Annotated in this window: 21 protein-coding genes; 11 read left to right on the top strand and 10 right to left on the bottom strand. The window is 56.8% G+C overall.

Annotated elements, in window-relative coordinates:
* Nucleotides 1-47: 47 nt before the first annotated feature.
* The gene (locus BPRO_RS26830) at nt 48-512 is read left to right on the top strand and encodes a hypothetical protein (RefSeq protein ID WP_011486199.1); all 465 of its coding nucleotides are present in this window, start codon (nt 48-50) and stop codon (nt 510-512) included.
* Between the two features lie 364 nt (nt 513-876).
* Here the strand turns inward: BPRO_RS26830 and BPRO_RS28265 are convergent, their stop codons facing one another.
* The 5 genes from BPRO_RS28265 to BPRO_RS26805 all read right to left on the bottom strand — a co-directional run bounded on the left by BPRO_RS28265 (nt 877) and on the right by BPRO_RS26805 (nt 5,229).
* Nucleotides 877-1,548 (bottom strand): YcbK family protein, encoded by a 672-nt coding sequence (locus BPRO_RS28265; protein WP_049764339.1) that lies wholly within the window; start codon nt 1,546-1,548, stop codon nt 877-879.
* Between the two features lie 36 nt (nt 1,549-1,584).
* Complete coding sequence (locus BPRO_RS26820; RefSeq protein ID WP_011486197.1) at nt 1,585-1,956, bottom strand: hypothetical protein; 372 nt, start codon at nt 1,954-1,956, stop codon at nt 1,585-1,587.
* Nucleotides 1,953-3,182: a DUF1173 family protein gene (locus BPRO_RS26815; protein ID WP_011486196.1), complete on the bottom strand. Its 1,230-nt coding sequence runs from the start codon at nt 3,180-3,182 to the stop codon at nt 1,953-1,955. The genes BPRO_RS26820 and BPRO_RS26815 overlap by 4 nt, the downstream gene beginning before the upstream one ends.
* Before the next feature lie 101 nt (nt 3,183-3,283).
* Nucleotides 3,284-4,318 carry a hypothetical protein gene (locus BPRO_RS26810; protein ID WP_011486195.1) on the bottom strand — a complete coding sequence of 345 codons (1,035 nt, stop codon included), beginning with the start codon at nt 4,316-4,318 and terminating at the stop codon, nt 3,284-3,286.
* Nucleotides 4,319-4,407: 89 nt separating this feature from the next.
* Nucleotides 4,408-5,229 carry a hypothetical protein gene (locus tag BPRO_RS26805; protein ID WP_011486194.1) on the bottom strand — a complete coding sequence of 274 codons (822 nt, stop codon included), beginning with the start codon at nt 5,227-5,229 and terminating at the stop codon, nt 4,408-4,410.
* Nucleotides 5,230-5,353: 124 nt separating this feature from the next.
* On the opposite strand from BPRO_RS26805, the gene BPRO_RS26800 reads away from it, so the two are divergent.
* The 7 genes from BPRO_RS26800 to BPRO_RS26770 all read left to right on the top strand — a co-directional run bounded on the left by BPRO_RS26800 (nt 5,354) and on the right by BPRO_RS26770 (nt 9,144).
* Nucleotides 5,354-6,325, top strand: a complete 972-nt coding sequence (locus BPRO_RS26800) for a PD-(D/E)XK nuclease-like domain-containing protein (protein ID WP_041390640.1) — start codon at nt 5,354-5,356, stop codon at nt 6,323-6,325.
* Between the two features lie 159 nt (nt 6,326-6,484).
* Nucleotides 6,485-6,802, top strand: coding sequence for a hypothetical protein (locus BPRO_RS26795; RefSeq protein ID WP_011486192.1), 318 nt, complete (start codon nt 6,485-6,487; stop codon nt 6,800-6,802).
* 269 nt (nt 6,803-7,071) lie between these two features.
* Entirely contained in the window at nt 7,072-7,353 is a 282-nt protein-coding gene (locus tag BPRO_RS26785) for a hypothetical protein (RefSeq protein ID WP_011486190.1), read from the top strand.
* Nucleotides 7,350-7,568 (top strand): hypothetical protein, encoded by a 219-nt coding sequence (locus BPRO_RS26780; RefSeq protein WP_011486189.1) that lies wholly within the window; start codon nt 7,350-7,352, stop codon nt 7,566-7,568. The genes BPRO_RS26785 and BPRO_RS26780 overlap by 4 nt, the downstream gene beginning before the upstream one ends.
* A 205-nt stretch (nt 7,569-7,773) precedes the next feature.
* Complete coding sequence (locus BPRO_RS29110) at nt 7,774-8,199, top strand: hypothetical protein (protein WP_157046064.1); 426 nt, start codon at nt 7,774-7,776, stop codon at nt 8,197-8,199.
* A gap of 265 nt (nt 8,200-8,464) precedes the next feature.
* Nucleotides 8,465-8,761 carry a nucleotidyltransferase family protein gene (locus tag BPRO_RS26775; RefSeq protein ID WP_011486187.1) on the top strand — a complete coding sequence of 99 codons (297 nt, stop codon included), beginning with the start codon at nt 8,465-8,467 and terminating at the stop codon, nt 8,759-8,761.
* Nucleotides 8,758-9,144 carry a HepT-like ribonuclease domain-containing protein gene (locus tag BPRO_RS26770; protein WP_011486186.1) on the top strand — a complete coding sequence of 129 codons (387 nt, stop codon included), beginning with the start codon at nt 8,758-8,760 and terminating at the stop codon, nt 9,142-9,144. The genes BPRO_RS26775 and BPRO_RS26770 overlap by 4 nt, the downstream gene beginning before the upstream one ends.
* Nucleotides 9,145-9,235: 91 nt before the next feature.
* On the opposite strand, the gene BPRO_RS29105 is transcribed toward BPRO_RS26770, so the two are convergent.
* The 5 genes from BPRO_RS29105 to BPRO_RS26750 form a co-directional block, all read right to left on the bottom strand.
* Complete coding sequence (locus BPRO_RS29105) at nt 9,236-10,327, bottom strand: hypothetical protein (RefSeq protein WP_011486185.1); 1,092 nt, start codon at nt 10,325-10,327, stop codon at nt 9,236-9,238.
* 5 nt (nt 10,328-10,332) lie between these two features.
* On the bottom strand, nt 10,333-10,767 hold the full coding sequence (locus BPRO_RS26765) for a YrhA family protein (protein WP_011486184.1): 435 nt from the start codon (nt 10,765-10,767) through the stop codon (nt 10,333-10,335).
* Nucleotides 10,757-11,545, bottom strand: a complete 789-nt coding sequence (locus tag BPRO_RS26760; protein ID WP_011486183.1) for an HNH endonuclease signature motif containing protein — start codon at nt 11,543-11,545, stop codon at nt 10,757-10,759. The genes BPRO_RS26765 and BPRO_RS26760 overlap by 11 nt, the downstream gene beginning before the upstream one ends.
* On the bottom strand, nt 11,542-15,786 hold the full coding sequence (locus tag BPRO_RS26755) for an AAA domain-containing protein (RefSeq protein ID WP_157046063.1): 4,245 nt from the start codon (nt 15,784-15,786) through the stop codon (nt 11,542-11,544). Before BPRO_RS26755 ends, BPRO_RS26760 begins: the two co-directional genes overlap by 4 nt.
* A gap of 78 nt (nt 15,787-15,864) precedes the next feature.
* On the bottom strand, nt 15,865-17,637 hold the full coding sequence (locus BPRO_RS26750) for a hypothetical protein (RefSeq protein WP_011486181.1): 1,773 nt from the start codon (nt 17,635-17,637) through the stop codon (nt 15,865-15,867).
* A gap of 1,093 nt (nt 17,638-18,730) precedes the next feature.
* Between BPRO_RS26750 and BPRO_RS26745 the strand changes: the two genes are divergently transcribed.
* From BPRO_RS26745 to istB, 3 genes are all read left to right on the top strand, one after another.
* On the top strand, nt 18,731-19,915 hold the full coding sequence (locus tag BPRO_RS26745; protein WP_041390633.1) for a DUF4942 domain-containing protein: 1,185 nt from the start codon (nt 18,731-18,733) through the stop codon (nt 19,913-19,915).
* An 89-nt stretch (nt 19,916-20,004) separates the two neighbouring features.
* Nucleotides 20,005-21,576, top strand: a complete 1,572-nt coding sequence (gene istA, locus BPRO_RS26740; RefSeq protein ID WP_011486179.1) for an IS21 family transposase — start codon at nt 20,005-20,007, stop codon at nt 21,574-21,576.
* A 37-nt stretch (nt 21,577-21,613) separates the two neighbouring features.
* A complete protein-coding gene (gene istB, locus BPRO_RS26735; protein ID WP_011486178.1) occupies nt 21,614-22,381 on the top strand; it encodes an IS21-like element helper ATPase IstB in 768 nt (255 codons plus the stop codon).
* Nucleotides 22,382-22,411 lie beyond the last annotated feature (30 nt).

Below are 22,411 nucleotides of genomic sequence, written 5' to 3'. Positions count from 1 at the left end.
GGCACCAACTCCGTAGGGATTGGTGCCTTTTTTCATTTGGAGAAAAAATGGACGCCATTGACCTTATGGTCTGCTTCGCAGCGGTTGGCCTGATCGCTCACATCATCATCCAGCAGGGCACCTTGTGTGCGCAAAAGGTCTGGGAACGGACCAAACCCGAGCTCGATGAGATCGAGCTGATGGAAGCGGCGCATGTGCCCTACGTCACCAACCTGGAAGCGCTGCTCCTTTTTGTCGCTGCCACGCTGCGCGCCTTCTACCAACTGCCAATTGCACTCTTCAATGAGTACCGCAAGCGGCCGTGGGAAAGGACTCCGCAGATGCGCCTCGTCGACCTTGAGCTGAGACTGGGGACCGACATCCTAGGCGCCGTCAGCAGCATGCTGAGTGGCTACCCTGAACGGGCCAAGCACCTGTTTTGGCAGGAGCGTGGCCAACGCCTGGCACGTGAGTACGACGCCCTCTTGCAGGACTATGAAGCCCTGTCGGAAGGAGGTGGAAGCCTCGCGTAGCCGTTGGTAATGCCGGCGCCGGCCCTATCGCGTCCCGAGCCCATCTCCCTAGGGGGAGGTGGAGCTCTGGCTTTCCAGCTACGCCGATGCCAGCCCTCGAGCAACATCACTTGCCCATCACCTGGTCACGCTGATTTCGAAATGGCACTCCCTCATGAAGGATTAGAATCGCACCGCAACTGCGATAGTCTTACAAGGGTTCTTTCTTCGTTCGAAGAGCAACCCGAAAAATCAACCCCGTGTAGAAGCGCGCTTCTAGCACGGGGTTTTTTCTTGGGCCGGCGCTTTCCGAAAATCGCCCCGGCAAATGCTCCGGGCCCACTCATCAATGAATACGGCCCCTGTCCTGGAAGAGGGCCAGCAGCTATGACTGCCAGCTCCTGACACGCCCGCGATCGACGTGCGTGAAGTTCTTTTTCAGGTATAGCCCGACGCCACCGCCCGCCAGCCATTGGCCAAACCGCGCAGTCTGCTCGACCGGGACGCCGGGTACGTAAAAATCAACCGCTCCAGCCTTTGGATGCCAGCTGGCAAGCGCGGCGCCTTCCGTCAACTCGTTCGAAATGAAGTGCCGGAAGCCGCTCGTAACCATCAAAGGGCGAGTCACCCCGTACACATGAAGCCAGGCGCTGTAGGCGTAGAGGATATCCAAGACGACTGGATCCATGAGGGCCCATGGCGTCATCTGATTTTTCGCCAAGCGACCGGAGCTGACGGCCTTTGCAATGATCGGACTGTCACTGCTCAGTAGCTCTGCAAATCGCCGATCGCGCAGAAACCAAGACAGCTGCTGATACGCCTCGGGAATCAACTGCCCGTTGGCCCAATAAACGACTTTGATTTCCTCGTTCGTCCCCGCCCGCTTAAGCCAAACCCACCGCGGCTGAGTCCAGAAGTCGCTTGTAATCTCCGTCGGGGACTTCCCCCACTCGGGCGTAACGGCGAACGCCGGCAGGCTGGTCGACATCGCCGCGGCCGCCAGCGCATTGACCAGGGCTCTCCGTGTGATCATGAGCCCCTGGGGATCGAGCGGCATCAGGCCCAATGGAGGTAAATCAGTAGAAGTCACAGTTCAACCAGCCAAGGGTTGGTGGTTCGCAGTCGAAAGAAGGCTGTCGAGAAGCTGCAGCTCGTCCGAACGCCACTCAGAAAGGCAGAAGGTCTCGACATACCGCTCCGCTTCGCGAATTCGCGATCTCGTCCCGCCGGTGATGCTTTTCTTCCCGAGCAAGATTGAAGCGACCTCCGGTACTCGGCGATAAAGGGAAAAGTCTGTTGTGATCTGCTTGGCAATGCCGAGGAGTTCCGGCCTGATAACGGCATTCGGTGCCTGAGCTTTTTTGACAAGCACCTCCACGGCTTGAACAGTTCCGTCGGGAATGCCCACGGTCTCCAGGTAGCTGAGCCCCAGGCCGTCCACACGCACCAGGTTGATGTTGCTCACGACGAAGTGTTCCCCATCACCGGCCGCTCAGGGAATCGCGGGATGTGTTTGTCCACCGCGGCATCCCATGCCCACACGGGTTTCCCCTCTTCGCGATACCGTGCCTGCTTCTGCGCCTTGCGTTCGAGATACTCGCTGGTGGTCATGCCGTATACCTCCATGACGCAAGGCGGATTCGTGTCCGTGAGGACAAAATCTGGCAAGCTGGACGCGTCCACCTCCAAACGAAGCGGCTTCGAGAAGGCCCGGCCCTCATCGACTAGCTTGTGCGCAACCTGCGCCTCATAGGACGAATCAACGGGAATGTACTGAAGGCTGCAGGCCATCAGCGCGCCGTCGATCACGTTCAGATAGCCTTTAGGCGCGAGCTCGACCAGAAAAATTCCGATGTTGCGCTGGTTCAGGCTGGCGTTGAGCTTGTGGAAAGCCCTGGGGTATGACTCGGAAAGCTTCTGACGGAGCTCCTGCTTGAGATATAGAGGCGTTGGGAAATGCCGTAGAGTGGTTTTGTACCCAAAGCTTGAGCTTCCGAAGTCCTTGATCTCCCCGATGACCAAGCCCATCCGAACCTGCTCTTCACTGGGCACCAGACGACTCTTGAAGTCATCCCAAGCCTGGTCGATCAGGTCCTTGCGCTTCAAGCTGAATTCCGGGACCAGGTACAGCTGCTCGATCATCGGCTTGGCGCCCAGCGACCCCTGCTCGATCACGCCAATAAGTTCTTGCGTCACTCGCCACCAGTCGCGCTTCCAGCCCCTTCCCCACCGATTTAGGCCGCCGACGGTCCAAAGGTGCTGCAGGAGGCCTAGGAGGCCCATCCGGGAGCGTTGGGTGCGATATGCGGGTGCGTGAAGGGCGGTTGATTGCGCGGCTGGATCTGGCGGCTCGCGCTTCAGAATTCGACTTAGCGGAAAGTCCGCCGCAATGTCGAATCCATCCTCGGTCTCCCTAACCGCCGGCTCGACCAGCGAACCACCGCCCCCGGCCTCTACCTCGGCGCGGTGGAAAGGGCAGGCATAGTGGTGGTGGTGTCCATCGTGCGGCCAGACTGCCAAGAAGTGCCGGTTGCCAACCGTGCGAATAACCAGTTTTCTCGCCGGCGAGGTGCAGAGGCATTGAGCATGGCCAGGCGCCGCCTTTGCCGCCACCATGGCTTCGGCTATGGTGTCGATGTTCTCCAGCGCATACGCACAGTCAAGTCGAGTTCTGGCAACCAGGATTTCCATGGTCACAGAATAAAGAGCTTAGGCCCGGTATCCCGGCGAGAAAAAGGCCCAAATCAGCAACATTGAGGCTATTCCGAGGCCTTCGGGCCCCGCGGGCCCAACTACGCGGCTTGCTGGCGAGCAGGATGCGCCACCGGCGCCGCTTCGTTTGCGCTACCCCCTGCATAGCTACTGACAAGGTTGGAGAGGTCCGGCACCACCGTCGCCACCCGCTGCGGACGACGGCTACCGGTTGGCGTGGTCGCAACTCGCCCGACAAGCAGCTCCTCAAACTCGGCCGTATCTTCCGCGTGGTCTGCGAAAGCCCCGTTCGCGAGAAGCAACGCTGCAGCCGCTTCGTAGGCCTCGCGATTGAAACCAGCTTCCTCTTCTTTACCGATCCGATCTTTCAGCGCCTTCGATGCCTCGGCAAGAGTCTCAAACCGCGGCTCAAGAGAAACGTAGAAAAATGGGTGGCCAGACGACTGAGCGGTACTTTTTAGACGCATCGTGAGCCACATCGGAAGACCGGCAAGCTTCTTCCCAAAACCAGCGTGCAGCGTTTCCAACCGAAAGCGCATGTCGTTCACCGAGTTGTAAGACCCGGTGCGAAAGATAAACACCCCCTCAGCCTCCGATTGGCCTTCCAGATGGAAGATGGCCCGAGTAAGGGTGCCACACCGGTGTGCCTCGTCCAAGCCAAAAACACAGGCATCAGATCCGGGGCATGGAACCTCCACCACGCCTTCGGCAGTCGTCTGCCGCGCAGTGCACCCGTTTCCTACGCACGCTGGTCGCCCATTGCTCGTAAACGCCGCGTACTGTTCGCCCATGTTCAAGTTCGGCGAGTCGTAGACGAGTCGCACGGGTATTTTGCGCAATTTCCCGTTCACCAAGTGCCCCGCGTCCTCCTTGAGCTTCGCGTGGGAGGCATGCTCTTCCCATGTTCCTTGCTCATTCCTGAAACGCGCGTGGACGCTGAATTCGTCGTCGGGTACGGGCGTCTTAATGCCCAGCCGGTCCTCCACGCTGCCAATGCGGATCGTGCCGATTACAGGCGTTTGATAGGTGAGGCCTCCCAGCAGACCGCGCAGCGTTGGCAGCGGCATTGTGGCAACAACGGCGGGGGTCGGTGCGGATTGTGTGGTTTCGGTCATCTTTTCTCCAACAAAATGGATCTTGCTTGGGCTGTTTGAGCTATCGAACTGCTGATTCAGAATCTCATATCTCCCAAAGACTTCAACCCCTAGTGACGGAAATAGTTTGGTGCTGCAGCCGCGCCCATCGCGGCACTTCGGAGTGCTTGCTGGTGAATGTGCGATATGTCCGCCGGCGACAGAGCATCCCTCGCAAAATTGACCGAAACTGCCGCCGTTCCCTCGTCATCGAGCAATTCCATCATCATGTCCCCATGCTGAGTGAATCCAATGCTGCAGGACAGCAGCTGGTCCGTCATTCCCGTGTGACAAGAAACCGCGCTCGCCACACCTTGGGCGATCGCCGTAGAGAGCGGGTAGGGCGCAAGCACCTGGTGCCGGAACATGCCAGGCTGATTGCCACAGAGGGCCACCTCAATGTCCAGCCTCTCGCGGCTAAAGAGAAACTCATTGGGCTCTGGCAGGTAGATCGGACGAAGGTCGGAGGCATGCCGATAAACGAGGCCAAAGATGAACACGAGCCCGCCACCGTTAGGGTCAAACCCCGATATTCGAAAGTGCTTGAGGATGTCGTCTGACGAGGGCAGTGACTGATGCAATGTCACGAGTGCCTTCATCAGACCTGGTTGGGCTTCGCCACGGCTGCTGCTCACAAAGCTAGCATCAACCGCATGCGCCAGAAAGGTCGCGTTCTGACCGTCCTTAGAAAGCAGCCCGCTCTTGTGAAGCACCGTACCCACGGCTTCATAGTCGAGCCGGCGAAGAGGGTCTCCCCCCATCACATCGTGGCCATCTCCGCCGTAGGCTCTCAACCCCTGCGGATTGAGCAGCACCGGCATCGCGAAGATCCCGCCGCGGTAGTTGTCAAGTAGCTCAATGTGTTCAATTTCTGGATGAGTCAAATAGTGCATATGGCCCGATGATGGCAAATCTGTCGATTCCTGCAGGAGTGACAGACCCCGAGTGACAAGAGCAGTTGAATTTCTTCTCTCATGTGCCATCCTGATTGAATTGAAATCGACCTATTGGCATTCCATGAACAACACATTCGATCTCGGGTTCCTTGGCAACCTCACCAACCCCAAGGCCAAGGCCGCCGCCGCGCCTACACAGCGTCTGCCAGGGCTCCAAACACCCGGGGTTTCTCCCGGTTCGTTCTGGTGCGAAATGAGCGCGGACGAGTATCACAATGGTTCGCCCGGCCTCTCGTCGTCGCGTCTCAAGCACATGCTCGTCTCGCCGGCGAGATACCAGCTCAGGCTGCAGCGCCCCCCAATAGAGACTGACGCGCTCCGCCTCGGGCGCCTCCTGCACACCATGGTGCTGGAGCCGCATCTGGTGAACTCAGAATTTGTCGTGTGGTCCGAGGGCCGTCGGCAGGGAATGAATTGGGACCTGTTCAGAGTGCAGCACTTGGGTAAAACGCACATCACCGAAGCCCAGTACGAGACGGCACTCGGCATGGCGGCCGCATTGCGCCAGATGGAGGACTTTCCCCTCGACGCTTGGCTGGAAGGAGTCGCAAATGTGGCCCCCGCAATCAAGGAACGGAGCCTTTTCTGGATTGACGAGGAAACCGGTCTGCTCTGCAAAGCGCGTCCTGACGCGTTGACTTTGGGCATGTCGGCTTTGATTGGTGACCTGAAGTCGACAAGGTGCGCTGCGGAGCATGCGTTCATCCAGGATGTATTCAACTTCCGCTACGACCTCCAAGCCGCGCACTATCGGGCCGGGGTAAAGGCTGTGTTCGGCGTCGACGCGAACTTCGCGTTGTTTTCCGTCGAGAAGGAGGAGCCCCATGTCACCAGGTCATTCATCATGACGCCTGAGGTATTGGCGGACGGGGAGAGATATCGCCGCTTCTGCCTCACCATGGTCAAGAAATGCACCGACGAGAACCGGTGGCCAAAACAGCCACCCGCGAAGGCCCCAGTGGCAGTTGCGCCGCTGTTTATGAAAGACACTGCGTTGCTGGACATGGCGAAGGCCTACGGCATTGCCATCTGATCAAACTATTAGAGTGACAAAGCCGGGCGCGCTCGCCAGCGCGATTGTTTTGAGCTAAAGTACCGGTTCGATAACGCAAGTTTCGAGGTCAGCTGGACCTTTCACCAGCCTTCGTCATGGCTTTCGGGCCATTTCTTCATTCCATCTCTGGAATCTTTCATGAAAATCCAAAATGCATTGGCTGCGCTCATGCTGGAGGATGTCCTTTTTTTCCATCTCCTCAAGGCGATACGGGAAAAGTATGGCGTCCATCAGCTCGGCGATCTCCCGCACTTCACCTTTTGCGCCTTTGGCGACGAAATCCTCCTGACAGAGGTGCTCCGTGCAAAGCTCGAAGCTGCATTGGGCGCCTCGCTTCAGCAGGTGACGGGCATCAAGCCCTACACCACGTTGATCAATTTGGTCCTGCCTCAAGGCGTTTCCAAAGAGGTCGACGCCGCACTTCTCGCCTTTGAAACGGCCAATCCCTGCACCTGATCACCAGGCGCAACAACTCATTTGAGGAGCACTATGCCCAAATCTGCCAGCGGTCCCTTGCCGGTTGCTTGCCCCCCGGCGGGCTTCGCTTTCGACCCTGCGCCGGCAACAACCTTGCCGCGCGAGGGTTCCTATCTGCCCCTTCCCGCACTGGTGCCGATCCCCATCGGCCTTACGCTGGAGGAGGCAGTTGGCCAGCACAAGAATCCCCGCGTTCTCGCGGTCAAGTGTGGCCTGGAATCGCGCTTCAACCCAGTCAAGGCTGTCGCGTGAAACTCAGGCTAGATGCGGAGACCTGCGGTGCCCTCACGGGCATCGCCGGCGCTCTGCTGGTCGCCAGCATGAGTCAGTACAGCCGCTACGGCTGGCTGCTCTTTCTCTGCTCGAACGTGTGCTGGATCGTGTTCGCAATCCAGGGCAAGTTCCACAAGCTGCTGCTGCAGCAGTTCGCGTACACCGGGACCTCGCTCCTGGGCATCTGGAACTCTTTCGTTCCAGGTGCGGCCCTCGCGGTCTACTTTCATCAACTCTTACTGAGGTTCACACCATGAGTTTTGACCACAATCCCGGCACGGCCGTTCCGGAAAAATCGGACCGGGTCGTCGGCGAGCCCGAGGTGATGCAAAGCGCCGCGGGCTATTACGTCGGCTGCTACGTCACTGAGGACGGTTTCGCCTCGCCTCATTCGCGCTTCTCGGACTACTTCCCCAAGGAGCAACAGGCGCAGGCCTGGCTGGATGCCGCAAGGCGCACCAACAGCCTTTGAGCCATCTTCCAAAGCCGCCCCTCGTGGCTAGCCGTTAACAAAATATGTTGAAACCTTAAAAAGCTTCAACATCAGGGTGAAAAACCCTAGTCAACCGTAAAAACGGGCTTGAGAAATCAAGTCCGTTTTTCATTTCAACCCGCTGGGGACCCTTGTCCCCTCGGGGCAGCGTCGTCTCCAGATTCTTTTGACTTATGGAGATAACATGCAAATTGAAATTGACGGAGCCACCAGGCAATTGCTATTGAACCTTTTGGCACACCGAATCGCCAAGCAGCGTGACGGGACAGCGCCAAAGGTCTGCAATTGCTACGGTAAAGAAACTGCAGAAGACCTTTTCCAACGGTTGCAGCCTGATGGCGTTCCTTCTGGAGCGGATGTCGCTGATTTCGTTGAACTAAAGGCCAACGGCCAACAGTTCGAATTGATACTGCCCTTTGATGGCGGACTTTTGGACATGGTGCCTGCATTCCCACCCAATGGGAATCCTAGCAATGATGGTTACGATGGACCATGGCCACGGTTCGCCAATGAACTTCGTTGGCCAAAACCGATCACGGTAGAGGCTGCAATCGCAGCACCCTTCTGGCGCGTCAATCCCGCCAATGAGTGCCCTCAACTACGGGCGTAGGTTTTTGGAACTCCCTCTTGGTTTCGACCATGGGGGACTTTTTTTTACCGAAGCGCCGCGACACATCTTTTCTTGGATTGATGTCGATGCTGGCGTCGTCTGAGAATCATTTTTCAATACCATTCGGGGATGAAACATGCCCGCAAGGGGGTGCTGCTCCCGATTTCCAAAAGGACCTTCAATGAACACTGAAGAATTAGACTGCCACCGCCTTGGTTTTGGTACTATGGCATCTGGCTCAGTCAACGTCTTAAAGGAACGATCCATGAATCGCAGACCTTCCGAGGTACTTCGACAAAATCGGGATTTAATCCGAAGCGTTGCGCTGCTTCATCGTACGGAGAACCTACGGGTCTTTGGGTCGGTCTTGCGTGGAGAAGACACGGAAACAAGCGACCTGGACTTATTGGTGGACCCATTGCCCGGTGCTACGTTGCTGGACCTGGGGGCCATCCAGATCGAGTTAGAAGAATCCCTTGGGATTTCTGTTGACGTTCTGACACCAGGTGACCTGCCGAAGAAATTCAGGAATCAGGTTCTCAGCGAGGCCGTGCCTGTATGAATGCAAAACAAAGGCAACTTCGACACGTTGACTACATAGAACATATTTTGGATGCCACTCGACAAGTACACAGTTACATCGCAGGGACAACCAAAGAAGTGTTCATGCAGGACCGAAAGACACAGGATGCCGTCATCCTGAAAATTCTCGTGATCGGTGAGGCAGCAGCCCAAATTCTGGGTGAGCACGGAACGTTTGCTCAGCAGCGATCTGATATCCCCTGGAACCAAATGAAGGGGATGCGAAACAGAATGGTCCACGGCTATTTCGAGACCAACCTTGATCTTGTGTGGGAGACAGTGCAGGTTTTCCTGCCGGACCTTGAACGTAAGCTCCAGCAAGCCGATCCCGCAGAAGGCGAGTCAAAGTCAGACTTACAATAACAACACGCCCCCGCGCACCGTAAAGGTCACGGGGGTTTCGTGTTTCTGGGGTTGCTTGCTGTCAGATCGGCAAGATCTGAGACAAAGTCATTCAATCGCTTTTCGAGTGGGCCCATGCCTCATAACTCCGAAGCGCGATAGATGCAGACGGTGGGGCAGCGTCCGGCCCCAACCCAATCAACCATCGCGAGCGAACATCAAACACGCAAGAGGAACAGAATCGTTGCCGTTCGTCATCCGTTACAAGATTGGTCAATAGTGCTCCCATCCGAATCGACGCCTTTTCCGACGGAGAAAGGCAGAGCCAACGATGCGCTCTGCCCATGGTTAAACCTGCCTCCAATTGATCTCGCTGCGCCCACAATGGGTCACCAACGGGCAGAAGGCGATCCGGATCCATCGTGGCAGGAAATTGCAGATCTGAACTGGCTTTCAGTGCAACATTTTCCCGTAGTGCATAGGTCTCTTCGGCGGTGTGCTCGCCATGTACCAGTGCTTCTACGGCGTTAGTTGGCACGCTTACAGAAACGCCAAATAGTTGGTTGGACCGAGATACCAAGTCAGCAAGACCAATCGAATTTTCTAGATACGCTGCTGTCAGATCGCGCCACATGGCAGTCGTGGCCCCGTCGATGTTGCTCAAGCTGGAATTGCGCAAAACCTCCAGTTGAGTCTTGCCGGTAGGTGTCAACCGATATTGGTCACCTTCCAATGTGGACCAGCCAGAAATTACAAGCTCATCTAATAGTTCTGCGATCCGCCCGGTGGATGCGACTTCCAGCTTATCCATCCACTCAATCAACGCGGCTGCATCCGTGTTGCAACCGGGAGTCGGCACAAAGAATGGAGTGACCGACTCAACCACAAAATCTCCAGCAGGAACCTCAACGACCGAGCCTATTGGTACGGGAGATTTTGCAACGCGTCGTGTATCGAGTTCTTTGAGCTGCGTAGACAGAACGGGATCGCTTGTGGAGAACCACCGCACGCCAATGGACAGGCTCCCCAACTGATAACTGTTGAACCCTTCGATTGCTGCCTGGGGCACACGCAAGTGACCCAACGTGTTGTTCCAAATCAGCGTGTATGCCGCCGCCGCGTCCGTTGGATAGCCCTGTGTGACCGTAGGCGGTGGTTGCAGGGGTAGCAGCGGTGTGAGCATCGGATGTGCATGCATGGTCATCCCTGTCAGTCTAGTGCGCGTTTCAGCATGAACTCGATCATGGCCTCTGCGTTCTTGAAATCTTCCCATTCAGCCAGGCCATTGAGCTCTACCGCCAAAAAACGTCCAGTCGATAGCTCCATCACAAACGCAGAATCATCCCGCATGCCGAAATACAGATAGTCCTCAGATACGTTTTCTCGCAATTCACGGTTGGCGGATACCACGGATTCACTAAACTTCCAATGGGGCGAGCATGGCCAGATCGTAAGACCATCCTCCATTAAGCCGTCAGTGTGCCGCAACAGCGTCTGATAAGCATCAGGCAATGGGTGTTCAAACTCATGTTCGAAATCCTGTGCAACCCGTGCCACCGCTTCAGCGGAGGCAGGCGCGGGGTTGAAGAGGTCGTACCTGCCACGACTTTTTTGAATGTCCTGCACCAGGGTTTCAATGCTCATCAAACATCTCCATGAAAACTGAGAATCCAACGGAATTTGACACGTATCCCTTGGACGGATCAGGGTAAATAATGGTGTCCTTGGGCGGAACCGCCAGGGCCACGGTAGCTGTTTCACCAAGGGCAAGATGACGGATGCGCAGCTCTGCCGGGTTGTAATAACCGTGCAGCGCACGATGCTCAACATCGTCCTTGATCAGAATGAAGTTGTCCGGACTGTTGTCCCCGCCATCGTCCAGGGGCAGGCGGTGGTGGACCTGATACCCGTCTGGGGGCTTGCCGACTTCAACCATCCTGTCAATTTCCCGTTGAGGTATACCTGCTGAACGCAACGCTTGGGCGTGCGTTACGCCGACATCCCGTAACCAGAGGGCACGTTCCTTTCGGTCAAAATCGTATCGCTCCCGCTTGTAAAGCGCCCGGTCCAGTTTCTTGGTGTAGGGCACGGACTGGTAACTGAACCCATTGAGGTTGCGAGCGCCACTATGGTGGTACACCGTAACGGGGGCAGGTTTTCCGTCCGTAGCCGCTGCGAATTGCTTTTGCAAAATGCCAGCGTTGATCTTGTCCAAAAATGCCACGTCCGCGCGGCGGTCCTTGAGCAGGACCTGAACGACTTCTTTGATCAACTCGCGGCCGGAGTCGGGTGTCCCCAACAGCGATTCGTTGTAGCCTTGAACGTCTTCCTCAGAAATATAGCCCTGTGCCAGAAGTGCCCGAATGACTTCGGGTGACACATAGGTGCCACGGGTACGTGGGTAGCTGGAAACCCCGCTCATGGCTTTTCACCTTCCGAAGGCTTTTGGGTATTGCTTCCGATCCCGATGACCTTGGGTCGCCTGTGCCCCAGATAAAGCGCCTTGAGTGCATCCATTGTCTTCTGCGGGGCCCAGCCATATCGCCGGTATGCCGCAACAAGGGTCTGTGCAGTGGTACTGGCCGGATATCGTGGAACCTTGACGGGCTTGCTTGTGGACTCCACAGAGGAAGCCGCCGAACCCTGCGGTATGTGGTCCGCATCCACTTGAGCGGACTCTTCGCTGGTAAAGACCAGTGGCCTTTCGGCTCCATGAGTTGTGCCGCTGGTCACAAATCCAGTAACCTCCTTGCCGGCAACATGCCCGTTAATCTTCAGTTGCCATTTACCCGGGACACTGGAGCGCTGATCGATCTCGCGCAGCAATGCGATCTGCGGGCGAGTGGCTTGTATGCCCGCTATGGAAAGCTGCTGGTGCAACCCGGCGTCAAACAGGCCGCGGACCAGGTTGGCACGAACGCGGCGGGCATCTATGCCGGGCAATGCCAGTTCACGTGCTTGACGTATGTCGTCAGGTGCCAGCGAGTAAAACCGCATGCGCCGAATGCGGTCAGGGTCCTTGATTTTCTCTTTCATGACCTCCTGGACGTGCCAGGCGATTTCTTCCCCATCATCGTCGTCGTCAGTTGCCAGAAAAAAGCGGTCGATGTGCCTCAAGTCATCAGTCACAGCTATCAGATCATTCAAGGTCTGTTTGTTGGTGATTTCCGCCGTCAAGGTATCCCCCGTGGCCATCATTCGCCGAAAGTGGCCACCAGTTGAGATCACCTGCGCTGACAAGCCTAATGCTTCTTCCACACGTTGCGCCTTGCCTGGCGCTTCGATGATGACTACTTCCCGGGGATAAAGGCGTTTGCCTTTTTCGTTCAAATACCCAACCAGTACATCGAGCGGGGTTTGGGTATCAGATTTTCGTGCGGCGTATGCTTGTTTGGACGAAAGGGTCGGTTGCAAGACGGATGGTGCTGCAAAGAGGATGAAGCAGTCCTTGGCACGACTGACCGCGACATTCATGAGATTTTTACCATCACGGTTCACGAAAAAGTTGCCATCGTCCTGAGTCAACGCGAAGGCCACGATGGGCTTTTCCGCTCCCTGGAGGGCATGGACGGTGTTGATCACCATGGATTTAGCTTCTTCCTCACCCCACTCGGAGGCAATGGCCTCTTGCATGGCATGTGCCTGTGCACGAAAGGGCGCAATCAGGGCGACGACACCCGACAACTTCGTCTTGCCATAGTGGGCCAGGATGCGTGATTTATCGTGCCGCAGCCAGCGAAGAATCTCGTTGACTTGGTCTTGATTGATCCAGGAGCCGTTGCGCTTTTGAGCCGATGCCTTTGGGTTCACGGCGACCCATGCCATGGGTGGGTAAAGGAAATCTGTTTGTCCGTTGGGCGGGCGCTCCTGACGGCGAGGTGACAGGCCCTCTCCATAAATCAGCCTTCGACAATACTCAATGATGTCTGCACGGCACCGGTAGTGCGCGACCAGTCCGATGCCTGGCCCCAATTCACCGTTTGTCTGCGTCGTGAAAGCTGTCACCGTCTGGGCAGTCCGCATGATGGAGCCCACCGCCGCACTTTGAGCCTCTGGCATTTCGGCAATGTCGAGGTCCGAGCACAGACGCCGGTTGGCTTGTTCCCCCACATTCCAGACTGGCTTGAGCTGGTGGATATCTCCCACAACGATGGCGCGTTTGGCAAAGGCGAAACTGGCCGCTCCGATTTCAGGGGCCGCTTGTCCCGACTCGTCAAAGATCAGCAGGTCGGCAAACCCGAATTCTTTGTGGATTTTTGGGATGGTGTACACGGTGGCCACGATGACCGGAGCCAACATCGACGCGCGCTGCAGCCACAGCAAGTTATTTCCTTCATCCTTGGGCGCCGGAACGCTTGCTAGCCAACGCGCCTCCCAATACCGCGCGGACATATGGAAGTGGCGAAAGCGAAAAACCTGATCCAGTGCTTCTTCAAAGCCCAGGTGCAAGTCAGAGGAATCCTTGAATCCTGTCGCAACCCATTGGGCAAACAGCCTTTCCACAGAATTTCCGACCGGCCCAAGCAGCTCGACTATTTGTTGAACTTCCTTACGCCAGTCGCCCCAGACCGCAAGCATCGATTGGACGGATTCAAGTTCCATTTGAAGTTCATTGAGTCGTTGTGCATCCTCAGGAACCTGGCGTGCGGCCCGAAGTTGACGGCGTTCAGCTCCCTGCAATAGCGCGTCCCCATAGACGGTGAACTCGGGATCGAAACTGGCAATTTTGGTCAGTGCCGTGTTTTCGAGACTCTGTGCCTGAATCTCCAACTTGTCACCGAAGAAAAGCTTCTTGATTGCGTAAATAATGCCGGTCCGTGCACTACGCAATCGTGCCGCTTCGCGAAGTTGCCCAAGGCATGCATTCCATGACCGCAGGGAGGCTTGTGCCGTCCCAAGTTGCGTCTGGCCAGCCAGAGTGGCATGTTCAAGATCAGCCAATTTGCTTGCCAAGATGCTTTCTGAAACTTGGAAGGCCGAATTCACCGAGTGGGCGTCCAGGCAACTGCACAATCGCTTCTGCAAGTCATGCATGCAATTGACGGAGAGTGACAGTTGGCCATGAATCAGCGCCGCTGCGGTCGCGGCATCACGCGCGCATTCAGGCAAACCCAGCACCTGGCGGTGTAGTTCCAGAAACTTATCCAGCAGCCAGGGACGCTTTTGAACCTGTGCATCAAAAAATGACGTGGCTGCCGCCGTCATCGCATTCTTTGGCGGTTCGCCCTTGGCACTCCAAATTTTGCGTAGCACCATGAACGAACTGATTTCTTTGTCGGGCTTGGAGCCAGCAGGATAAAACCAACCATACGATGGCAAATCGGGTAGCCAGCGACTCTCCCAAGCGGGCTGCATTTCCGGCCCGGCAACCTCGGAAAATGACTCGATGATGTTGGTCACGGCCTTATTGGTTGCCGCGGTTGCCAGTATCAGAGGCGGATCTTTGGTATCCAGCGCCGCCTGCACGCAGACCGTGCCAATCACTGCCCGAAGAAAACTGGTTTTGCCGGTACCGGGTGGCCCGTTCACGGTCAATACCTGCCCACCACTTACCTTGGTGATTGCTGTAGCCGCCACACGCTGGCTCTGCTCCAGACCAAAACCCACACGGGTTTTCTTCTCCGGCTCATAGGTGTCAATATGCCCCAGCAGCGCTTGCGCCCCCTTCAGTGCATTGGAAACATCAAACGTACGCGGTGGGACTGGCTTTGCACAAAGCGTGCGTAACAGAGGCGCAGATTCATCGTCAAGCACCCTCTGGTATGTTTTGAATATCCCCTTACTGGCCAGACCCGCGTCCCAGGGAACGATTTTCCAGGCGGTATCGCCTCGACCAACAATGGATGCCAGATGCGGAAGTGGGTTGGGCTGTCCGGTGACGTCGCCAATGAAAAATTCAACGTACTTCCAGTAGTCTGGCCAGCCCATATTTGCTGGAGGCGGATTCTTACTGGCGAAGTTATCGCAATCCAATACGGTTCCAAAGTACAAGTCCTTCTGCGCATCCAGGTCTGGCGGCTCCAGCCACTCCCGGTTGAAGAACGGTAGCGCTCCGTCGGTGGGCGGTAGCAGTTTTCGGGTGGACGGGTCACATGCGAGTGGGATGCCCAGCAAAGCAGACGTGAGTTTGCCGTCCTTATCAGCCGAAAAAGCGATCAAGATGGCGGTGGCGCTGCCTGGCTCCGCAGTCCTCAAAGGTTCGTATTCACGTGACAGTGCGGGAAGAGCGAGATGCAGTTGCCCATGGATGGGGGCATCTGTAATCGCATCTATCGATGCAAATGCAGTCAGGTTCCGATAGAGCAGGGCTTTTTGCCAGTACTGCAGCACCTTGTCTGACGCGGGCACTGCAATTGCGCGGCCGAGCGCAAATAGCCAGTCATGAAGAGTTGCCCGGCCCATATCGGGCGGCGACGCAAACTCCATTGCCGCAGCCAAGTCCCGGACCTTATTTGGGAGACCGGTGTTATCGCCGCGGGGAAGGGGTCTTTCAAGCGCGAGATACTCCGCTTCGGTCAAGCTCTCCAAGGCAAGCGATATCCACGCACTGGCAAGTTGGGGTGTAGAGCGGACTTTCTTGGGAACTGGAAAACCCGCCGCTTTTTCTAGGGTCTTGATCCGCCAAAGTTGTGGGTCGGATACGGTAGTCTGCGCAGTCGCCATGTATTGTTATGTCTTCCCTGTCGAAAAAGCATGTTACCTGACAGGAAGCCATTTCACCCGTCTCGCAAAACAGGCGGACTACTTGAAATAGATGATGTCGGTGTAATCCAAAGGCGCCTTGGCTAGCCCTAACCGCATCGCAGGCGTGTCAGTGCGCTTCTCGCCAGTCCAGACATAGTTATGGCATGCCCTGAAAATGGTCTGCAACTTCTCAATCTGCTCGGGCCTGTACGCTGAATAGCCATTCCAGGTGCGCCCACGGTTACTCGCTCCAGTGATCGGTCGCTCCAGCATGGAAGACCTCCGCCGCAAACGGTTGAACCAGGAATCCACTGCATGCAAACTTGCCTTGTTGTGAAGCCAAGCCAGGTGATCTTCGTCGTAGTCCCCCAAATCAGTCAGCAGGCACGAAGCTTTTTCCGGCTCGCTCATGGACACCAAAGGGTGAAACACCCACCGGTCCCGCCATTGCCCCAAAGCTGTTGCCTCCTGGATGCGTCGCTTGAGCAAAATGAGTTTGACCTGCGCTTCCGACAATCCAGGGTGCAGGGCCGATTCCTTGGTAAAAGCTGCACGTGCCTCTGACATGCGCTGGCGCTTTTGGTCGATGGTCAGTTCTTTGGCCATGCTGACATACAAGGCATCTGCAGTCCGGTTTTTCACGCGCTCATGGAAAGCGCCCAGACACGCTGCGCGAATGCCAGAGTCCTGATCCAGAAAGAACCGCAACTTCTCTACGCCACCCAGCAGGCGGTTCAAGTGCATGAAATGCCCGTACAAGGTGTACTCGGAGTGAATCAGCATCCCGGCATTTGGCAGCTTTTCGTGCTGCTCAAAGAACTCGGCTGATTCGACATCCTCTCGCCCGGCCGCTTGCGCATATGAATTGGCAATTTTTCCGGTCAAGCTTCCAGCAGCGATACGAACAGACCCGTGCATAGCCTCCTCGTAATCCGATTGCAGCCACAGCCGCGCGTATCGCCGGTAACCTGATGGGAGTGCGGCATCCCCAATGCGCTCAACCTCACGCTGAATTACGGTTGGGTCCGGTATGGGATCAAAATTTGGATGCATTCCGAACACATAGCCGGTACCGTTATCGGCCGACGCCACAGCGGTGATCACGACATTGCGTCGATCCTTGCGCTGCGTCCAATTGACCACGTACTCCTGACGGTCAACACCGATATACAGGCGGCGAATGTTCATGCTGGCCAGCTTTGCCTCTCGCTCTGCCATGAGGGCCATGGATTGCTCATGGAAAAAGTCGATGCGCTCGTACAAAACCTTCGGTGCCACATCCGCCGCTTCACAGATCCGACGTAAAGGCATCTTCCCCGTCAACATGCGTAACACCGGGGGATTCTTGTCAGATCGCAATTGCCGGGCGATTGGGTTGATCCCCTTGGGTTTGACCGAAAAGGTCTTTGAACAAACCTTGCAGCGATAGCAATGCGAGCCTGCAGTTGTCAGGCCAAAGGAATGGTAGGCCTTGGGTTGAGTTATGGGAACCAGGTGGTTACTACACATGCAGTCGGGGCAGCAGGGGACAGTGAACGTGGTTTTGGAAATCCGGTGGAACTCTTCGAAAATCCCCAGATTGCTTTTGAGGGGGAAGTGCTCCCCGCAACTATTGCAGCGTATGGCAGGGTCGCCCTTGGCAAATGCAACGACGATGTGGGAGTTTTTAGCGCCGTGACCCTTTTTGGCAGTTTCCGGAACACGCACGCCGAACAGCTCGCAAGACGGGTTCTTGCAAAAATTGACCTGCAACCCATTGAACGCCGGCGGCGTTCTGGGAAGTTTGGGATTTGGCTGGGCAGCGATTGCCGAAAGTGAATTCTCTGGCACGAAAATTGTGGAATGGTTCTGCGATCAGAGACATATTAGTCACGATCGCAGAATTTTCAACACATTTTGTTAATGGCTAGCTCGTGAGGGCGGCTTTTTCGTTGGCGGCTCGTTCTTGAGTACCGCAAGTCTCGCACCGGGAAGTCAGTGCAGCAGTATCAGAATGGTCTGGCCGGATGTCCGAACTGACGTTCTGATATGCGATTCGCACGTTCTGATATCGGAGCGGCGTCGCTGCCGGAGTGCCAGCCCAGCGCTGGACAGCCGGCATTTGGCAAATCGGCCAGGAAGGTACAAAAAAATTCTTTATTCACGTCCCAGCACGTTGTACACTGCAATTTCCAACGCTTCGCACGAGGCACGATAGGCAGCTGTCCTGAACGCACAGCCAAGCTCTCCCCAGTGGAGTGCAACCGTAGGCGAAAGCTTGCATTGGTGAAAACCATGTCCTCCTGATCGAGGGTTCTTCTGGACGAAAGTCCACGCTTCATAGCATTCCCGCCCGGACACAGCCTGCTGCTTTTAGCACAGCCGTGTTCGGGCGGTTGACCATTCATTTCTGGGTCGCATGTCCCCCAAAGCTTTCGTAAATGAGCGTTTTGGGGGCCATGTGGCCTGCCTCGTGCAAAGGAAATGTTATGTCGAAGTCAATCAACACTGCCCCCCTCCCAGCCTGTACGCCGGCTGCCATGGCTGCTGCTGGGGTTCCCTTCAGCGCAGCTCGCTGGTTTCATTGCAAGGCCCGTAAACAAGGCGCTCGCAGCGAGACCGAACTCACTCTTTTCCAGTGGGTCCGACACACCGTAGGGTCCCGTCAGTCTGCGGCTCGCGCCGCACATTGATCACCCATAAAGGCGGAGGAACTCGTTCCTCCGCCTTTCCTTTTTTCCGCATTCGTTTTTTCTTGGCCGCGTGGCCATGCACTACCAAAGGTAAGACTTTCCAGCCTTGAACTTCGTGTTCCGCCTGGTACGCTAAAGAATTCCCGCCGCGCAAGTGGCAACCGCAGCTGACGGTCTAACTCAGCCAGCCCCGATCACATCGGGTTATTCGCAATAGAGCCATATGCCGAAAGGCAACGGCTCCAGTTTCATTGGAGATCATCCTGAATTATCAGTACTACCCCACCGGGGCACACACGGCCGCCCGAATGTGGGCAAAATTCAAGCGTCCGGTTCGCTACCTGTGCGATCCAAGCGCAGGAAAGGGCAACTTGATTCGCTATGCCAAAGAAGGCTTCACGGAGCTTACCGACGACCAAATCCCTTGGCTCGAATCCGTGCCCGATGAAGAAGTTCAGCACGGCCGCCATCGAAGCTTCAGGCTTCGCGACCGAGCCAGGCAGAAATTTAGCGATGTGCTGGAGATTTCAGCCGTCGAAATCAACATCGAGCATCACGCGAACCTCAAGGAACTTGATGTCAAAGTGATTGGCTACGATTTTCTGGACGTCTCGTCGCTCGCGACGGTCGGCAGTGTGATCATGAACCCTCCGTTCGCGGACGGCGTAAAGCATGTCTTGCATGCATGGGACTTGGTCTATGACGCGGAAATAGTCGCGATCATCAACGCGGAGTCGATAAAAAACCCGTACTCCCAAGATCGAAGGCGCCTGGTCGAACTGATCGAAAAGCACGGAACGGTGGAGTTCTTGCAGAGCCAGTTCGCAAGCGATGTCGAGCGAACGACAGAGGTTGAAGTTGCCCTCATCTACCTCGACAAGGTGCCCGGGAAATACCTAGACATGGACACGCTGCTGTCGGGTCTGCTCAAAGGTGACAGCCGACGGACCGAGATCGACCCTGAGGTCTGGACCGCCTTGGCGTTGCCGACGAACTTCATCAACGACACCTTCTACAGGTTCGAGCAAGCGGTTGAGGCGGCCCGAACGGGCAGCGAGGCCGACGCAATCTGCAATCATCTCAGAGACGGCCTTGGGCTTACTCTGGAAGACATGCAGGCGAAAGGCGTGGGCAACGATTTCCGGGAGTCAACGGGATCAATTCGCAGTTCCGCGAACGACGAGTTCCGTAAGCGTTACGCCGATTTGAAGAAGCGGGCGTGGGCGCAGATTATTCGTTCCTCGTTGCTGACCAAAAAGCTGTCGAACCAGGCGCGCAAGAAGATTGAGGCCTCGTCGCAGAGCATCTACGATCTCGAATTCAGCATTTCAAACGTGCATGGGTTCTTGGCCGGCGTGATCGCCTCGATGCCCCGATGGCCACTCAAAGTGCTCCACTTATGGCCAGTCAAACTGCTCCACCCCCGGCCACCCTAAAGTGATGCACTGACCTCGGCGCATCAGTAGTTCGGAGGTCACTGGCAGGACGTTACTTTCACCCCCTCACCTTTGAGGGGATAACCGGAGTGAACGTCTTGAAACTGCATTTGCAAACCACCATTTGGACCCTGCTTAAAGCCGGGTCCACCCAACGCCAGATTGAGCGCGCCACAGGCATTTCGCGCCACACGATACCGGCCTACAAGAAGCAGTTCGACAGTCAGAACCCTGACACGGCTCGTGATCAGTCCAGCGCGCCAATTCAAACTGCTCCACCCTGGCCACCGACTCCATTACCTGAACCGTTGACCAGCGCATCCATCTGCGAGCCCTACCGGGACTACGTCGAGGCCCAGTTGCGCCTCAAACGCAACGCCATGGCCATCTACCAGGACCTGGTCGATCAGTTCGGCTTCAAGGGTGCCTACAACGCCGTCAAGCGCTTTACCGCCAAGCTGCGCTACCGCGAGCCCGAACAGTTCGACCGCCTGGAGTTTTCGCCCGGCGAGGAGATGCAGGTCGACTACGGCGAGGGCGCGCCCACCCGCGTGCTTGGAACCACCCGCTACCGTAAACCCCGCCTGTTCGTGGCGACCCTGCGCTACTCCCGGCGCAGCTTTCGCCGCGTGGTCTGGAAGTCCAGCCAGGAGACGTGGGCCCGACTGCATGAGCAGGCATGGCGCTACTTCGGTGGGTGTTGCAGATACGTGGTGCTGGACAACCTGAAGGAAGGCGTGCTCAAGCCCGACATCCACGAGCCCGAGCTCAACCCGGTCTACGCCGCCGCGCTCAAGCACTACGACGTCGTGGGTGACCCCGCCCGCGTACGAGATCCGAATCGCAAAGGCACCGTCGAGAACGCCATCGGCCACACCCAGGCGACCGCCCTCAAGGGCCGTCGCTTTGAGACCATCGAAGAGCAAAACGACTTCCTTGAGCACTGGGAAGTGACCTGGGCCGCCACCCGTATCCACGGCAGTGAGCGCCGCCAAGTACAGGCCATGTTCGAAGAAGAGAAGCCCCACTTGCAAGCCCTGCCCATCGTGGGCATGCAGTATTTCACCGAGTCCCAGCGCACCGTCTACGACGACACCTGCGTGCGCGTTGACCACAGCAGCTATGCCGCGCGCCCGGCCCCCATTGGCTCCCTTGTTCTGGTGCGCATCTTCGAGCACCGCATCGAGATTCGTGACCTCCAGTCCAAATCCCTGCTGCGTACCCACCCCCGCGCCCAGCGCCCAGGATCGGTGATCCTGCCCAATGAGGAGCGCGTCTTCAACCCATCGCGTGAGACCCTGTACATCCTCAACCAGGCCAAGGACATTGGCCCCCAGGCACATCGGCTGTGCGAGATGCTCTTTGGCATTGAGGGGCGTGTGGGCCAGCGCAAGCTCTGGGGCATCGTGGGCCTGGGCCGGACCTACCCGCACCGCCTGGTCAACTCCGCATGCGAGCGCGCCCTGAATGATGGCCTTTACAGCTACAAGCACGTCAAGGCGCTCACCGAGCGGCTCGTGGCGGACGCCCTGGCCGCCATCGATTCTTCGCCAGAAACTCCCCCCGCCCAGGCCGAACTGCCCCTGACTCAGGAGCACCACCTCATCCGAAGCCCTGATGAGTACGCAGACCTTTTTGCCCGCTGCAGCGCCCAGTCATAACCCCCCATTCATCTTCATTTTTGACAGAGATATTCCCATGACCCTCACTGAGATTGAACGTGCCCTGCGCGAACTGCGCCTGTCTGGCATTGCCACCACCTTGAACACCCGCGTCATGCAGGCCCAAAGCTCCCAGGAGCCGTTCCTCGACACCTTCGCCTCCCTGCTCCAGGATGAACTCGATCGGCGCCGCTCGCGTTTAACAGAGCGCCGGTTCAAACAATCCGGACTCGATGAACGCTTGAGCCTGACTGACTTTGACTGGCGCTTTAACCCCAAGGTTCCCAGGCAGGCTTGCTTCGAGTTGCACACCCTCAAATTCATCACCGAGGGCGCCAACGCCCTGATCATCGGCAAACCCGGCACCGGTAAAAGTCACGTAGCCAAGGCCGTGGCGTACCAGGCAACCCTGCAGGGCTACAGCGTCAAGTACGTCGAGGCTGACAGCGACTTTGCGAAGTTCGGGCTGGCCACCCAGGCTGAACAAGCCAAGATTCTGAGCACCTACACCGAGCCGGATTTGCTTGTCCTTGACGATCTCTTTCTGGCCCGGCGCATTGCCGAAGTCAGTGCCGAGTTGCTTCAGGCGATCGTCCACCAGCGCTACAAACTGCGCCGCTCCATTGTTGTTACCTCAAATCGTGTGGTCCAGGACTGGGGCAAATATCTGGGCGACACCACCATGGGAAGCACCATCCTGGACCGCCTCATGCACCGCTCCAACATGCTCGACTTTGAAGGAAAGAGCTATCGCCTCAGGGAGGCGGCAGCTCGAATTGCAGCGCCAGTGCCCACTGATTCATAAATCCAATACAAGCAGAAGCAGGCCGCACGA

This window comes from Polaromonas sp. JS666 (assembly GCF_000013865.1).
Taxonomy (GTDB): domain Bacteria; phylum Pseudomonadota; class Gammaproteobacteria; order Burkholderiales; family Burkholderiaceae_C; genus Polaromonas.
The sequence above is the reverse complement of the archived record's forward strand: the minus strand, read 5'-3'. Positions and strand labels throughout refer to the sequence as shown.

Bases quoted from the DNA above. Each gene is read 5' to 3' on its own strand.
- BPRO_RS26830 (WP_011486199.1), top strand. From the start codon at position 48: ATGGACGCCATTGACCTTATGGTCTGCTTCGCAGCGGTTGGCCTGATC.
- BPRO_RS28265 (WP_049764339.1), bottom strand. From the start codon at position 1,548: ATGCCGCTCGATCCCCAGGGGCTCATGATCACACGGAGAGCCCTGGTC.
- BPRO_RS26815 (WP_011486196.1), bottom strand. From the start codon at position 3,182: ATGGAAATCCTGGTTGCCAGAACTCGACTTGACTGTGCGTATGCGCTG.
- BPRO_RS26810 (WP_011486195.1), bottom strand. From the start codon at position 4,318: ATGACCGAAACCACACAATCCGCACCGACCCCCGCCGTTGTTGCCACA.
- BPRO_RS26805 (WP_011486194.1), bottom strand. From the start codon at position 5,229: ATGCACTATTTGACTCATCCAGAAATTGAACACATTGAGCTACTTGAC.
- BPRO_RS26800 (WP_041390640.1), top strand. From the start codon at position 5,354: ATGAACAACACATTCGATCTCGGGTTCCTTGGCAACCTCACCAACCCC.
- BPRO_RS26795 (WP_011486192.1), top strand. From the start codon at position 6,485: ATGAAAATCCAAAATGCATTGGCTGCGCTCATGCTGGAGGATGTCCTT.
- BPRO_RS26780 (WP_011486189.1), top strand. From the start codon at position 7,350: ATGAGTTTTGACCACAATCCCGGCACGGCCGTTCCGGAAAAATCGGAC.
- BPRO_RS29110 (WP_157046064.1), top strand. From the start codon at position 7,774: ATGCAAATTGAAATTGACGGAGCCACCAGGCAATTGCTATTGAACCTT.
- BPRO_RS26775 (WP_011486187.1), top strand. From the start codon at position 8,465: ATGAATCGCAGACCTTCCGAGGTACTTCGACAAAATCGGGATTTAATC.
- BPRO_RS26770 (WP_011486186.1), top strand. From the start codon at position 8,758: ATGAATGCAAAACAAAGGCAACTTCGACACGTTGACTACATAGAACAT.
- BPRO_RS29105 (WP_011486185.1), bottom strand. From the start codon at position 10,327: ATGACCATGCATGCACATCCGATGCTCACACCGCTGCTACCCCTGCAA.
- BPRO_RS26765 (WP_011486184.1), bottom strand. From the start codon at position 10,767: ATGAGCATTGAAACCCTGGTGCAGGACATTCAAAAAAGTCGTGGCAGG.
- BPRO_RS26760 (WP_011486183.1), bottom strand. From the start codon at position 11,545: ATGAGCGGGGTTTCCAGCTACCCACGTACCCGTGGCACCTATGTGTCA.
- BPRO_RS26755 (WP_157046063.1), bottom strand. From the start codon at position 15,786: ATGGCGACTGCGCAGACTACCGTATCCGACCCACAACTTTGGCGGATC.
- istB (WP_011486178.1), top strand. From the start codon at position 21,614: ATGACCCTCACTGAGATTGAACGTGCCCTGCGCGAACTGCGCCTGTCT.